This window comes from Butyrivibrio hungatei NK4A153 (assembly GCF_000424465.1).
Lineage (GTDB): Bacteria > Bacillota > Clostridia > Lachnospirales > Lachnospiraceae > Butyrivibrio > Butyrivibrio hungatei_A.
In genome coordinates this window covers 36,794-51,732 of sequence record NZ_AUJY01000012.1, presented here as the reverse complement: position 1 = coordinate 51,732, position 14,939 = coordinate 36,794, and the positions used below count along the sequence as shown (strand labels likewise).

The following is a 14,939-nucleotide window of genomic DNA, read 5'->3' as shown; positions in this document are numbered from 1 at the left end:
CCTTGTTACTCTTCAGCCTCTTTCTTCTCTAACCCGCTAAGTTCCTTAAGATCGTCAAGGCATATCGTCATCATATCTTCATTTGAAGGTGCTTCGAGAGTGGATACACGCTTTGCCTGATTGGTGATGATCTCTTCGAAAAGATTTCTTATCTCTCTGGCATTGGCGAAATTGTCTATACTTCCCATCTTTCTGGAAGTTATAAGTGCCCTGATCTGGTGCTTAACGTCCTCTTCTACCTTGTAATCATATTTATTGCAGTTCATGTAAAATATTTCTTCAAGTTCGTCCACCGAATAATCGGGGAACTCGATATATTTGTTGAATCTCGACTTTAATCCCGGATTACTTTCTATGAATTTCTTCATAGGCTCTGTGTAGCCCGCAACTATCACAACAAAGTCTTTTCTGTTATCTTCCATTGCCTTAAGTATGGTATCTATGGCTTCCTGTCCAAAAGCATCATCCTTCTGGGAAAGTGCATATGCCTCGTCGATAAAGAGGACTCCGCCCATAGCTTTTTTTATCTGCTCGGTAGTCTTGATCGCAGTCTGTCCGACATATCCCGCAACAAGTCCCGATCTGTCCACCTCAACGAGCTGTCCTTTTGAAAGAACTCCTATCTGCTTATAAATCTTTGCGATTATTCTCGCAACGGTTGTCTTTCCTGTTCCCGGATTCCCCGTAAATACCAGGTGTAGTGAAACAGGTACAGATTTAAGTCCCTGCTCCTGCCTTGCTTTCTGAACCTTAACAAAAGCGGTGAGTTCTTTTACATCATCCTTTATGGAGCCAAGGCCTATGAGTTTCTCAAGCGCCTCCATGGGATCTTCTTCAGGTTCCTCATCCTTCTTTTCTTCCGAAGAATTAAGGTTTCCGTCAGCAGCAAAAAGAGCCTTTGCTTCATCAAGCGCATTCTGCGCATTTTTCATAGCATCGACTTTATCTTCCACAATCTTATCACTAACGGCCTCTTTAGCGCTATCTTCTTTCTTAACGTTTTCTTTCCCTGCTGAAGGCATGGAAACAGGTGTAGAAAAGAAATCACCATAAAGGCTTCCCAAAAGATCTTTGCTCATAAATAATACTCCATACTTATAGTAAACGACACATCCTTACGGATGTGTCGAGTCTAATTCAGTCTATTGTTAATCTCAGTCGTTCAAAAACCAACCGTTTCTGCTCATAAATGTTCTGTTTGCCACCAAAGCATCTACATCCTGTCCGATTATCTTGGATGCTTTTGCCTTGTAAGTTCCTGCCTCTTTTGTATCCATATACTTGTAAGCATCATAAGACTGTTTCTTGCTTCCGTCAAGGTTTTTAAGTCCCTGAGCTATATGGCTCTCCATTTCATGCGCATCATCTGTCTCTCTGAACAGGATAAAGCTTGTGATATATGGATTGCTCTGAGCCATCGTATATGCATATACGATTGACGCAAGCTGTGCGTCCTCGCCAAAGCTTGAAGTATAACCAATCTCAGAAAGTGAGATCTGCCTTACATTTCCTGCAGGATTAAGCATCTCCTCACGGTTCATATAATCTGTAAGAAGATAGATATTCTCAATCGTAATATATGGTGTACCAAGAGATGTGCTTACATACTGGGACTGCTGCTTCCAAGCGTAAGGGTCAAACAAAGGTGCATTGTAAGGATGTACCGAAAGTGACCAGTCAACGTTTCCTTCACGCCTCATATAATAGTTAAATCTATCAAGATATTCTTTTGCAAGGAAACATCCCGGATTTGACTTTCTGTTCCACTCCTGATCGATAGAGTTATATACTCTTGCGTTCGCATTTACACTCTTGATACCGTTGTAGAATATTCTAAATGCCTTTACATACTCACTTACGTTGAGCTCAAGATTTGTTGAGTCCATGTAGTACCATTCTGTTCTGGCATTTATCTCGTTTCCGATTACCCAGTTATCAACAGTTCCAAACTGTCCGCCTGAATATCTCTGCGCAAGGAATGCTGCGATAGCCTTAAGGTGCTGTGTACCTTCATCCTCTTTGGTATTCATTGCATATCCGGGACATACATGCTCATCTCTTGAAAGAGGATGTATAAGATCTGCCCCTGCAGCTGTCTTATTATTCAAAATAGTAAGAGTAAGCTGGAAGTTATTGATCGAACACCATCTTACAAAGCCGTCATACTGCTGAAGTGCAGCCGTATTAAACTGATATGTCTTTCCGTCATATGCAAACTCAGTTGTAGGATAAGCTCCGTTTGTTGAAGGTCCTACTATATCACCCATGTAGAGGTTATATACCATCTGTGCTACGCCGAGATCCTTAAATGTCGCAGCGTCCGCATCATTTGGAAGAATACCCTTCATACCATGGTCGTTTCTTCCGACCGTTTTGGATGCGATTGCTTCGGGATTTGTGATATAGTGTTCATCACTCACCTGAACCATTGATCCGCCACTCTTTACAGCAACAAGGAATTTCTTGGAAAGATTTGACTCTTTTGTTCCAAGTGCAAGGTCAAACTTAAAAGTAGCACTCTTACCCTTCTCTGTTGTTGCCACAACATTACCTGTTACGCCGTCCTGATAAACCTCATCTGCATAAAGATAATATTTGCCGTCATCAGATCCCGGCAAACTGCTTGCAGAAACATTAACAACAACACTGTCTCCGGAAATAGTACATGAATCAATACTTACTACTCTTCCTGCAGCTTCTGCAACACTGCCGTTTTCCCCGTTTAAAGTATCATATGTACCAGCTGCACCAAGAACCGCTCCCGCTGTCATTATGATACCGATGATCATCTTAAAAGTATTACTTCTTTTCACAACCTTCCTCCACATCGTATTACGATATTTCTAATATTAAATTTCTTTTTTGAGTTTATACTTAAAAGCTTGAATTTGCAACAGCATCGGCAAATGCCTGAACTGCATCCGTATCACCTGCAGAAAGAGCACTCTTAATAGTCAGATTCTGTTCAAGTATTTTGACATTCTTAAGTGTTGCAAGTTTATCTGTCATGAGCTTAACCGTAACAGGTGCCCATGTTCCGTTCTGTCCGAGGGCAAATATCCTGTTCTGAACTCCAAGCGCGATCATATCGTTTATGAACGCTTCCATCGGAGGATAGATTCCGCCGTTATATGTAGGACAGATAAGAACTATCTTACTGCATCTCCAAACTTCGCCTATAAGATATGACACATCTGTACCTGAAACGTCATATACTTTAACGTTCTTTCCTGTCTTTTCTCTTACAGAAGCTGCAACGGCCTCTGCAGCGCTCGCTGTATGTCCGTAAAGACTTCCGTAAACAACTGCGATATCATCCGTCTCTGCCGTATATGTGCTCCACTTCTGATATTTATCGAGAAGCCAGCCTATATTTTCTCTCCATACGGGACCGTGAAGTGAAAGTATCAACTTAATATCAAGTCCTGCCGCCTTCTTAAGAACTGTCTGAACCGGCATGCCATACTTACCTACAATGTTCGCGTAATATCTTCTTGCGGAATTAAGGAAATCGTTCTCATAATCATACTCATCCGCAAACAGTCCGCCATCGAGTGCTCCGAATGTACCGAATGCATCTGCAGCGAAAAGAGCTTTCGATGTAACATCATATGCCATCAATACCTCGGGCCAATGAACCATGGGAGCAGCAACAAATTTGAATGTATGCTTTCCTGTTGAGAGTTCATCCCCCTCTTTTACTTCCAATTTTTTATAGTTTTCAGACTCGGGAAAAAACTGCTTCATAAACTCAAAAGATTTGCTCGAGCTGACCACTGTAACCTCAGGAAACATCGTAACTACAGTGTTTATAAGAGAACAGTGATCGGGCTCCATATGAAGTACCACAAGATAGTCCAATTTTTTACCCGAAATAACTGTCTTAAGATTCTCAAGATATTGGTCTGAAATTGTTATATCAGCAGTGTCAAAAACTGCCGTCTTCTCATCGTCAATAAAATAGCTGTTGTATGAAACGCCTTCGGGAATCGGAAAAATATTCTCAAATCTTGCAAGTCTTCTGTCACTTCCTCCAATCCAGAAAATATCATCAATTACTTTTTTTATGCCATTCATATAAGCCTCTCCTCTCAAAAAGATAATTTGCAATGATATAAAAACAGGGACTACAGTATGCCTCTGTACTCCCTATTTTCTCATAATTTCACGCTTTTTTAAACTCCATTATTGTCTTTTCGACAACCCTTATATCTATAGGTTTTGAAATGTGTGCATTCATTCCCGAATCATAACTCTTTTGGATGTCGTCGGCATATGCGTTTGCAGTCATGGCAATTATCGGTATTTTCTGCGCCCATTCGTCCTTTAGGCCACGTATCAGGATAGTCGCTTCGTATCCGTTCATAACAGGCATCTGAATATCCATCAGGATCATGTCAAAATCGCCTTCCTTTGAACTCTTTACTTTCTCTACCGCATCCTGTCCGTTTACGCACCTTATAACCGATGCTCCTTCCATAGCCAGAAGCTCTGTCAGAATATCCGCGTTGATATCATTGTCTTCCACAGCAAGGAATTTCATTCCTTTAAGCGGATTCTCCGTCTCTTCATATTTTTCTTCCGTTATCCTCTTTTCAATGTCATTTAGCGACTGCTTGAGACTTGATATAAAGAGTGGCTTCTGCAAAAGATCATTTGCCCCTGCCTCTTTTGCCTCGTCTTCGATAGACTCAAAATCATCCGCCATAACTATGATCAAAGTTGTCGCTGATTTTGACTTATCTTTTGCCCTGATATTCTTTACAATTTCAGGTGCCGTCATATTCTGTACTTTCTGGTCCACAAGAACAAGGTCTACAGGTGTATCCTCAGCCTGGCAGACATCTATAAGATGAAGTGCTCCAAATCCCGTTGGCGCTTCCATCACATCAACACCGTCGATATTAAGTTTCTCCGCAAGCTGTTCACACTCACTGTGTTTGCTGTCGATAAAAAGAATCCTTCTTATGCCGTGACACTTCCAGAAATCAACGTCTGCTTCATCCACAGCCTGAAGCCTCAAATTGACTGTAAAAATACTTCCTTTTCCTTCCTCACTTTCTACTCTTATAGTGCCTCCCATAAGCTCTACAAGATTTCTCGTTATCGCCATTCCAAGGCCGGTTCCCTGAATCTCTTTATTTACATGACTTTCTTCTCTTGAAAAAGCCTCGAAAATCTTCTCCTTGTACTCAGCCTTCATTCCTATGCCGTTATCCTTTACGATAAAGGTCAGATCCCTAAAACCTTCCGATGCCGATTCAGACTCGATTATAGTAAACTCGATTCTTCCTCCCTCACCTGTATACTTAATGGCATTGCTGAGTATATTCATGAGGATCTCATTAATTCTCTGCTTGTCACCCAAAAATACATCGTGCTCAAGTCCTTCTGTATTAACGATATATTTCTGCCTTTTTGTCTTGGCCTGATATCCTATTACTGAGTTGATCTCTTCAAGGAGTATTCCCATCGCCATTTCCTTGATATCAAGTGTAGTCGTTCCGCTCTCGATCTTACTCATATCAAGTACTTCATTAAGTAGAGCCAACAAACTCCTTGACGCAAGGCTTATCTTTCTGGAATATTCCCTTACTTTTTCGGGCTCATCCGAGTGCTTTTCGATAAGAAGCGTAAAGCCTGTTATCGCATTCATAGGAGTCCTGAAATCATGCGACATATTTGCAAGGAAATTTGTCTTCGCTTTGTTAGCCGCTTCTGCCGCGTTAAATGCCTCTTGAAGCTGATGGTTTCTCTCCATCTCCTGTGTCCTGTCATACAGGGCTATCGCAAGTCTTCTTCCGCTGTCATCTATTGTGCAGGCTACAGCGCCTCTGTAATACAGGTCCGTATTGAGAATAAAGTTATGCAGCTTTATCTCATCCACGATCTCATCTTTACCTGTTTGGGCACACCTTTCAAATATCGTACTAAGTCTGTCATCTTTGCCGGGTTTTTGCACGATATTTATGTTTCTTATATCCTTAAAAAGTTCCTTTGAAGGAATACCCAAAATATCCGCAGCATTGGCTGTAAGAAATTCAACACCAAAACTCTTGGCATTTACAATCGCGAGAATATCGTTGTTTTTTTCAACCACGAAATCAAATAACCAGTCTCTGTAATGGATATCATTTTCCTTAAGGAACAACTCCCTCTCGTTCCTTCTCTTAATCTCATCAACCATTGCCTTAAGCTGGGCAGCCATACTTATCATCGCATCATACAGCTGTCCTATCTCGTCTTTTTCCTCATCGACAATGGCCACTTCAAAGTCGCCTCGTTTTATGTCTTCGGCAATGATATTCAGTCCTTCAATTCTTGAGCACAGACGATTTGCCATCTGCGATGCTATAACAAACCCAAGTACGAGGATTGTAATGGCTATGATAAGGTCACCCAAAAGAATCGTGATCTCATCCGCAAGCATTTCCCTGCTGTCGATATAATAATAAAGCTTCCAGCCGTTATTCATTTCTCCGGCCTTGATTATCAGGTAATCATCTGTCGACTTAAACCCGTCAAGTTCTGCATATTTACCTTCCAAAATATCTTCTATTACTTTTCTGTCCAGTTCACTGCTTCTAAGTTCCTTTTTGGTGACTATCTTATTTGATGAATCAACGATTGCAAGTCCGTTGTCCATATACCTTGTACTCGTGGTAGCTGAAAAAAATCTCTTTTTATCCACCTTTAAAGTTATCATTCCGATCATCTTGGAAGTGGTCGCCGCATCAAGGAGAGATTTTATGATATACACATCTCCCTTTCCGTTCATAACCCATATGCTTCCGTTTTCACTTTTGCACATCTCATACCACTTTTTTACTTCTTCATCTTCGGGATAACTTAAGAATTCGCCTATCCTATCCTCCTTTATCTTTTCCGAATAGATATGTATTTCTTCAATGTCGTTGTCACTTCCGATGTAATACCATATAAGCGGCTCGATTGTTTCCGTCATCTCGGCTGAAAGAGTGTATGGATCTGCATCTGCATGATCGAGGGCGCCTCTGAATGCTTCCTCATATGAAAAAAACTTGATTACATCAGTCTCTCTTTTTACCCCCGTTTCTATGCCATTAAATATTACCTCGGCACTTCCCTGCATAGATGCTTTCGTAAGCTCCGTAACATTGCTCTTGGAAACCACATATGCATAAATACCGATGATAATAATAGGCAGTACTACAAGCATGGCAAAAATAGCTTTAAGCTTATGCTTTATGCTTCTTAGTTTTAAAAGTTTAAGTAAGCCGTCCATACTTTTTCCTCTAGACATCAGTTGCCTTCAACGATCGCTTTAACCTTCTCGTCTATCCTCTTAAAAGCATCTTCAAGATTTTCCCTTCCAAGCAACACCTGCTGGAACTCATTTTCAAGCTCAACAGAAATCTCTCTGCTGTAATATCCCCATCCCGTATAGGGCAAATAAAGATTGTTCTCAAGCGCATCTTGTAAATTGTCGAACTCATGCGGCGAATCAAATTTGACATTCTTAAGATAGGTTTTGCTGCCCGGCGAATCTTTCCAGATTGCCTTCTGTCCCATAAGCGTGGTTAAAGACCTTGCAACCTCCACTACATCACTGACATTATCGCCGTCGTTTACCACCGCAAAACCATATTCGCATCCGCCCGTCAAAAGTTCCGTTCCGTCATCCTTTCCGCCGAACGCTATCGTCCCCAGATTTATTGAAGGATTTTCTTTGTATATCTGGTTATAATCCTCAGGTCCACCGGATAAAAGAACTGTCTTACCATCCGCAAACTCTTTTATCGCCGCCTTTTTATCCATAAGACACATGTCTTTGGTAAAGATCTCATCCTCGATCATCTTGTACCACATTTCCATGTGCGGATATACCTCTTCGTAAAAAGAGGCTTTTCCCTGCCCGAGTCTTTCTCCAAAGTCTTCACCTTCAGGAGTTCTGAAGTAAGACGCCTGCATTATTGCCATTGCACTGCTTGCAAGGCCTTCTTTATCCTTTAATCCGGATGACAACGGTTTCATTCCGTGCTTTCGTATTGTTGCGCACATATCATAGAAATCCATATATTCTGAAGGCGGTTTAAAACTGAACTTTTCAAAATAATCTTTGTTTATATAAAAACATTCATACGCGCTGACACCCGGAATCGCATAATATTCATCCATATATTTGAATTTATCGAGTGCTTCTTCGTCAAATCCGTTGACCATCTTTGTAAGAGGCACAAGATATCCGCCTCTTGCGTATCTTTTGGCCATATTTTCTGTTACAAAGATGATATCGGCCGCACCATCATAAGAAATCTGTGAATCGATCACAGACTCATAGTTGGTTCGCTGTACATACGTATATTCAAAATCATATTTGGGAAATCTTTCAGCCAGATAGGCTTTGAAATTTGTGATATAAGAATCCTCGTACCACGTAGCAATACGTATTTCTTTACGGGTATTCTCCTCTTTTGGCGCAAGAACAACCTGTTGTGCATTATCAGATACTTCTGCACAACTGCACAAAAAAGACATCGTAACCGTGACAGAAATGAATATGTCTAAAAAGAGCCTTAGCATTTTGACGTTCTTCATATATTCCTCATAAGATAGCCTGATCTGTTATTTCAACAATATCGTCTGTACCTCACCCACATACATAATGTACCGATCATTATCAAGATGCAGGTCGCGGATTATACTCTTATCAATAAAACTGCTCTCATCAAAGGGATGCGCATATAAAACTTTGCAGGGTATTACCTCATTGGCTTCATCAATAAAAGGTATTCCTTCATAGCTATTGACGTTAAGCCTGGATCCGGCAATCTTATCCTCATCTCTTCCCGATACCATTCCAAGGTATTTAAGAACTCCGCGATAAGCCTCCTGATCCACAAAGCTTATGGAATATTCCCCTGATTTATCAATGCACTCTCTTGTATATCTGTTTGCGCGAACAAATATGAAAGTGACTCTTTTATTCCATACGTATCCCACTCCGCCCCAAGGAGCGGAGACTGCATTTATTTTTTCGCCATTCTTACAGGTAATAATTATCTTCTGTCCAACAAAACTGTACGCACCCTCTTCGATATCTTCAGGTTTTACCGGTTGAAATGCGTGCATAATACCTCCATCTCGGAAATACCGATTAGAAATCTCTTATTTTGTCGTTATCAGTTAATCCTGTATTTTCTATTTTTGTTATCGTTACACCGTAACTATATTCTTCACTTACTTTAATAGTAACATGGTCTCCTACTTTATGTCCAAGTAATTGTTTTCCAAGCGGGGACTCGATGCTGATAAGTCCCTTAAGAGAATTCTGTCGCATTGTTGTAACTATTTTATACGTTTCTTCGCTCTTATCTTCGTCAAGAACAACCGTAACCGACTTGTTCATTCCGACCTGATCTTCTTTGCTGTCGTCATCAATTACTTTAGCGGTCTTGATCATTCTCTCAAGGAATCTGATTCTGCTCTCATTCTGGTTCTTGGCTTTCTTGGCTGCGTAATACTCGAAGTTCTCAGAAAGATCGCCCTGTGCACGAGCTTCCTTTACATGCTCAAGAAGTTCCTTTCTCACAACAACTTTGCGGTGTTCAATCTCCGCTTCCATGTCCTCTATATCTTTTTTTGTAAGTTCGTTATGCATATTTTCACCTCTGTAGTTGATAAAAAGGCGAAGCCAAACGGCTTCGCCTCGTTAATTTTATAAGTTGCCCACGGAAATAAACGATCAAGCCTTTCCAACTGATCCGAAGAGCTCCATCTTCTCCTTAACTGTAGCCTTGATAGCATCAGCACCGGGAGCAAGAAGCTTACGAGGGTCAAATCCCTTACCTTCAAGATCTTTACCTGCTTCAACATATTTACGTGTTGCTTCTGCGAATGAAAGCTGGCACTCTGTGTTAACGTTGATCTTTGATACACCAAGTGAGATAGCCTTCTTGATCATTTCTGCAGGAATTCCTGTACCACCGTGAAGAACGAGAGGCATTGCTCCTGTCTTCTGCTGGATAGCATCGAGAACGTCGAATCTAAGTCCCGGCCATCCTTCAGGATATTTACCATGAATGTTACCGATACCTGCAGCAAGCATATCTACGCCAAGATCAGCGATTCTCTTACACTCGTTGGGATCTGCACACTCACCCATTCCAACTACTCCGTCTTCCTCTCCACCGATTGAACCAACTTCTGCCTCGATAGAAAGTCCGAGATGATGAGCAACGTTTACAAGCTCTGTTGTCTTAGCAACGTTCTCCTCGATATCATAATGTGAGCCATCAAACATGATTGATGTGAATCCGGCCTCAACGCACTTATAACATCCGTCGTATGTACCATGATCTAAGTGAAGCGCAACGGGAACTGTAATTCCAAGGCACTTATCCATTGCCTTAACCATTGCTGATACTGTCTCAAATCCTGTCATGTACTTACCTGCGCCCTCAGATACACCAAGGATAACAGGAGAATTAAGCTCCTGAGCTGTTAACAGGATAGACTTTGTCCACTCAAGGTTATTGATGTTAAACTGGCCTACTGCGTAGTGACCTTCTTTTGCTTTTACAAGCATGTCTTTTGCGGATACTAACATAGTTTATCTCCCTTACATTATATTTTTGTAGGCGCTACATTATCCCCACGCCTTATTGAACGACTAAATCTATTATATACTTACCTTCCTAAAAAATAAAGTTAATCATTTCACAATCATTCAAAGCTGATGAAGTTGTCAGCCCAGAATCCTTCTGATGACGAAGGTGCGGTGCTGTCGTACCTAAGGATCAGTCCCGATTTTCTCGATACCGTAACCGTAAGAATACCGTCTTTTACCCTCATATTGCTTGGTTTATCGATAAATCCCTTTCCGTCGGTAAGCATAAGCTGTGTAAGAAGCGCTTCCTTCGGAATTCCTATGGGCATAACATCGATTTCTTTGGTAACCTCATATTCATTGTTGTTTATCACAACAATAGATGCCGCTGTCCTGTTAAATCTTCCGTATGCAAGGAAATTAAAGTCTGCGTACATTTCTCTTATCGAACCTTCCGAGAATTCCTTATGCTTCTTGTGAATTTTTATCATCTTCTTGTGATATTCAAGCATCTCAAGGTCTTCTTTGCCCCACGGATAAGTTCTCCTGTTATCGGGGTCCGTAAATCCGCAAAGGCCGACCTCATCACCGTAGTATATCGTCGGCGCACCGGGCCATGTCATCTGGATCATCACCGCTTCGCGCATTACAGGCTTACTTATTCCTGTATTTGCCGAAGACGCCATAAGCGTGCTGCTCCTTCCGACCTTTTGGCTCGTCCTTGTAAGGAATCTCGAGTGGTCGTGATTGGACAGCTCATTCATTGCCGTATACAAGGAAGGCATAGTGAAATTCTCGCCTCCTATATATAACATCGTATCAAAAAACTCCCTGGCATTTCCTATACGCGTCGGCTTAAACTCATCGCTGTGCTTGTCCATTCCCGTAAGGAACCATGTTACAGGATCCATGAAAGCATCATAGTTCATAACCGTATCCCACTCATCGCCCATAAGCCAGCTCGCAGCGGGGCCATACTGCTCAGCGAGGATTATCGCCTTAGGATTTGCTTTTTTTACCTCTTCTCTAAACCTCTTCCAGAAATAATGATTATATTCCTGCGAGTGTCCAAGATCGGCCGCAACGTCAAGTCTCCATCCGTCTGCGTTATACGGAGGTGAAACCCACTTTCTTCCAATGTTTAATATATATTCTTCAAGCTTCTTAGAGCCCTCGTAATTTAGCTTGGGAAGCGTATCATATCCCCACCAGCCGTCATAGTGCGGATTATATGGCCAGGCATCTCTCGTAAAAGCAAAGAAATCATGATAAGGACTGTCCTTAGAAACATAGGCGCCCGGCTCATATCCCTTGCTGTTCTCGTAAATCCTCTCTCTGTCCATCCACTTATTAAATGAACCGCAGTGATTGAACACACCGTCCAATATAACCTTGATACCGCGTTTATGCGCTTCGCTTACCAGCTCTGCAAATAGCTTATCACTCGCTTCAAGGTTCTTTTGATCGGTAACACGCTTGATATATTTGGTTGCTTTTGTGTTATCATGCTCATTATTTCCAAGCACGCTTCCACCATCCTCAACAATCTTGCCGAAATGAGGATCTATATGATCATAATCCTGGGTATCATACTTGTGACAGGAAGGCGATACAAACAGCGGGTTAAAATAGATCGCATCTATCCCAAGATCCTTGAGATAATCAAGCTTATCCATAACGCCCTTAAGATCGCCGCCATAGAACTCTCCGAAATCATACTGAGGATCGGGGTATCTTTCCCACTCACCTACTTTCAGCACGTTTCTTCCGTTATAAGAATATTCACCGGAAACAACGTCGTTATCCTTGTCTCCGTTACAGAATCTTTCCACGAATATCTGATATATCACCGCACCCTTGGCCCATTTGGGCGTTGACAGGCCGGGATATACCTTGAAATTCATGCTTTCCATTATATTGGTAACGGCGCCTCTCTTATCATAGTAAAAAAAGCTACCGTCCATTCCTTCGATTTCAAAAAAATAACTCGTAGGCTCTTCACCTACATTTACGGATGCATCGTAATAATCAAACTCTCCCGATGTCTCCGAACATGTCATGGGATGTCTTTCGCCTTTCCACACGAGAATAATTTCAGATGCCTCAGCCCTCCTGCATCTGAATCGTATATCTACCTTTCTGTTTTTGTCCGGTTCCGCAGGCCTTAGGTAGTCTAAGGTCATATCATGGAAAAACGCTCTCTCATTCATAAGTCATTCCCACCGGTCATATTCGCGCACATTTAGGCCGCGTAGACTCCGAAATATTCGTATATAAAGCAAAAAAGACAGCATAGCTGTCTTTTCTAAGAGAAGGTATTTCTTTCTTATGGGGTATAGCAAAAAACTATATAATGTATTGGGGGGTTACGCATATTATACTAACACCCACCCAAACCCGCGTAAAGACTAACACTTCACAAATTTATCAAAAACAGCTATGAGTTTTTGTGCAATTTTCACAATCAGATTTCTAATGCATAATCGATATCAACGTTGTGACCTTCGAATAATGCTTCAAATTCTTCTCTTCCGATCTTCTCCTTTTCTATGAGGAGTGCTGAACTGCTGTGCAGAATGTCCTCATACTTAAGAATAATCTCTTTTGCCTTTGCGTAACACTTGTCTATTATGGTCTTTACTTCTTTATCAATCTCGCCTGACATAAGCTCACTGTGCTTCTTTGAATGAGATATATCATAGCCGATAAATACGTCTTCTTCATTATCATCGTAGTTTACAACACCGATGGTCTCTGACATTCCGTACTTGGTAACCATGCTTCTGGCTTCCTGTGTAGCTTTTCTGATGTCGCTTGATGCACCTGTTGTAATATCACCGAAGATGATCTCTTCTGCGATTCTTCCACCGAGAGATACCATGATCTCCTGAAGCATCTTGTTCTTTGTAAGGAACATATCATCATTCTCGGGAAGAGGCATTGTATAGCCTGCTGCGCCAAGTCCTGTAGGAATGATAGATATTGTATGCACAGGGCCTACATCCGGAAGAAGGTGGAACAGGATCGCATGACCTGTCTCGTGATAAGCCGTTATCTTCTTTTCCTTCTCGGAAATGATCTTACTGTGCTTCTCAGTTCCGATTCCAACCTGAGTAAACGCTCTGTTTATATCAGCGGGAGTAATAAACTTCCTGCTGTCTACCGCCGCATTTATAGCTGCTTCATTAAGAAGGTTCTCAAGATCTGCGCCTGTAAATCCGGCAGTTGTCTGAGCAAGCTGCTTAAGATCCACATCGCTTCCGAGAGGCTTATTATGTGCATGAACCTTAAGGATTGCCTCTCTTTCACCAATGTCAGGTCTTGTTACCGTAATCTTTCTGTCAAATCGTCCGGGTCTTAATATGGCAGGATCGAGGATATCTACTCTGTTTGTGGCAGCCATTACGATAATACCCTCATTCACACCAAAGCCGTCCATCTCGACAAGCATCTGGTTAAGTGTCTGCTCTCTCTCGTCGTGTCCTCCGCCCATACCTGTACCGCGGCGTCTTGCAACCGCATCAATCTCATCAATAAAGATTATGCAAGGCGCATTCTTCTTAGCCTCGGTAAAAAGATCTCTTACTCTGGATGCACCTACACCAACGAACATTTCTACGAAATCGGAACCTGAAATACTAAAGAACGGAACGCCCGCTTCACCTGCAACGGCTCTTGCAAGGAGTGTCTTACCTGTTCCGGGTGCACCTTCAAGTAGAACACCCTTGGGAATTCTGGCTCCGACAGCCGTGAATTTGCCTGGATCCTTCAAGAATTCGATTATCTCAGCAAGCTGCTCTTTTTCTTCCTTAAGTCCCGCTACATCATTAAGCTTGACCTTGTTTTCATCACCTGTGGATAATTTGGCTCTGCTCTTTCCAAAGTTCATCATTCGGCTGTTTCCCGAACTGCTCGCCTGCATATTGCTAAACATCGAGAAAACGAATACCATTACGATAAGTCCCACTATAACGGGAATGATTCCATTTATAAGTACATTCTCAGACGGAATGTCTTTTACCTCTGTCTTAACACCCTTTTCTGTACAAATGCTCTCAACCTTGGTCACATCAGTTGTGTAGAATGTCACATCATCTGCCGCGTTGTTGAAGCTTACTCTTACAGAACCTGTAGGTGTCTCGGAATTGGGCATGATCATTACATATGCGACTGTATCTGCATTAAGATCGCGCTCAAATTCATTCATGGAATATGCGCCTGACTGGCTTGAAATAAAACTCTTGCCATATTCGATGAATATCACGCAAACAAGTAATACTACTACAAATAGAAAAATTGAATTAAAACTTTTATTCCGGTTCAATTGCTTATGTTCCCCTTTCGGAAGCTT

Annotated in this window: 10 protein-coding genes; all 10 read right to left on the bottom strand. The window is 41.8% G+C overall.

All coding sequences use genetic code 11. The features are described from left to right. Nucleotides 1–5: 5 nt before the first annotated feature. On the bottom strand, nt 6–1,079 hold the full coding sequence (locus G628_RS16815; protein ID WP_051199095.1) for an AAA family ATPase: 1,074 nt from the start codon (nt 1,077–1,079) through the stop codon (nt 6–8). A gap of 75 nt (nt 1,080–1,154) precedes the next feature. Beyond that, nucleotides 1,155–2,813 carry a DUF5722 domain-containing protein gene (locus G628_RS0108040; RefSeq protein WP_026667286.1) on the bottom strand — a complete coding sequence of 553 codons (1,659 nt, stop codon included), beginning with the start codon at nt 2,811–2,813 and terminating at the stop codon, nt 1,155–1,157. Nucleotides 2,814–2,874: 61 nt separating this feature from the next. After that, the gene (locus G628_RS0108035; RefSeq protein WP_026656355.1) at nt 2,875–4,077 is read right to left on the bottom strand and encodes an FprA family A-type flavoprotein; all 1,203 of its coding nucleotides are present in this window, start codon (nt 4,075–4,077) and stop codon (nt 2,875–2,877) included. An 88-nt stretch (nt 4,078–4,165) separates the two neighbouring features. Continuing rightward, nucleotides 4,166–7,264 carry a response regulator gene (locus tag G628_RS18110; RefSeq protein ID WP_051199094.1) on the bottom strand — a complete coding sequence of 1,033 codons (3,099 nt, stop codon included), beginning with the start codon at nt 7,262–7,264 and terminating at the stop codon, nt 4,166–4,168. 17 nt (nt 7,265–7,281) lie between these two features. Continuing rightward, entirely contained in the window at nt 7,282–8,577 is a 1,296-nt protein-coding gene (locus tag G628_RS0108025; protein WP_026656354.1) for an ABC transporter substrate-binding protein, read from the bottom strand. A 27-nt stretch (nt 8,578–8,604) separates the two neighbouring features. Then, nucleotides 8,605–9,111 (bottom strand): flavin reductase, encoded by a 507-nt coding sequence (locus tag G628_RS0108020; protein WP_027208892.1) that lies wholly within the window; start codon nt 9,109–9,111, stop codon nt 8,605–8,607. Nucleotides 9,112–9,136: 25 nt separating this feature from the next. Then, the gene (locus G628_RS0108015; protein ID WP_026656352.1) at nt 9,137–9,640 is read right to left on the bottom strand and encodes a GreA/GreB family elongation factor; all 504 of its coding nucleotides are present in this window, start codon (nt 9,638–9,640) and stop codon (nt 9,137–9,139) included. A gap of 84 nt (nt 9,641–9,724) precedes the next feature. Further along, nucleotides 9,725–10,588 carry a class II fructose-1,6-bisphosphate aldolase gene (fba, locus tag G628_RS0108010; protein ID WP_026656351.1) on the bottom strand — a complete coding sequence of 288 codons (864 nt, stop codon included), beginning with the start codon at nt 10,586–10,588 and terminating at the stop codon, nt 9,725–9,727. 116 nt (nt 10,589–10,704) lie between these two features. Further along, the gene (locus G628_RS16805; protein WP_026667289.1) at nt 10,705–12,798 is read right to left on the bottom strand and encodes a glycoside hydrolase family 13 protein; all 2,094 of its coding nucleotides are present in this window, start codon (nt 12,796–12,798) and stop codon (nt 10,705–10,707) included. A gap of 254 nt (nt 12,799–13,052) precedes the next feature. Next, nucleotides 13,053–14,912 carry an ATP-dependent zinc metalloprotease FtsH gene (ftsH, locus tag G628_RS0108000; protein WP_026656350.1) on the bottom strand — a complete coding sequence of 620 codons (1,860 nt, stop codon included), beginning with the start codon at nt 14,910–14,912 and terminating at the stop codon, nt 13,053–13,055. Nucleotides 14,913–14,939 lie beyond the last annotated feature (27 nt).

What these genes read in the sequence shown, in the direction of transcription:
- G628_RS18110 (WP_051199094.1), bottom strand. Translation starts at nt 7,264, where the DNA reads ATGGACGGCTTACTTAAACTTTTAAAACTAAGAAGCATAAAGCATAAG.
- G628_RS0108020 (WP_027208892.1), bottom strand. Translation starts at nt 9,111, where the DNA reads ATGCACGCATTTCAACCGGTAAAACCTGAAGATATCGAAGAGGGTGCG.
- fba (WP_026656351.1), bottom strand. Translation starts at nt 10,588, where the DNA reads ATGTTAGTATCCGCAAAAGACATGCTTGTAAAAGCAAAAGAAGGTCAC.
- G628_RS0108015 (WP_026656352.1), bottom strand. Translation starts at nt 9,640, where the DNA reads ATGCATAACGAACTTACAAAAAAAGATATAGAGGACATGGAAGCGGAG.
- G628_RS0108025 (WP_026656354.1), bottom strand. Translation starts at nt 8,577, where the DNA reads ATGAAGAACGTCAAAATGCTAAGGCTCTTTTTAGACATATTCATTTCT.
- G628_RS16815 (WP_051199095.1), bottom strand. Translation starts at nt 1,079, where the DNA reads ATGAGCAAAGATCTTTTGGGAAGCCTTTATGGTGATTTCTTTTCTACA.
- G628_RS16805 (WP_026667289.1), bottom strand. Translation starts at nt 12,798, where the DNA reads ATGAATGAGAGAGCGTTTTTCCATGATATGACCTTAGACTACCTAAGG.
- G628_RS0108035 (WP_026656355.1), bottom strand. Translation starts at nt 4,077, where the DNA reads ATGAATGGCATAAAAAAAGTAATTGATGATATTTTCTGGATTGGAGGA.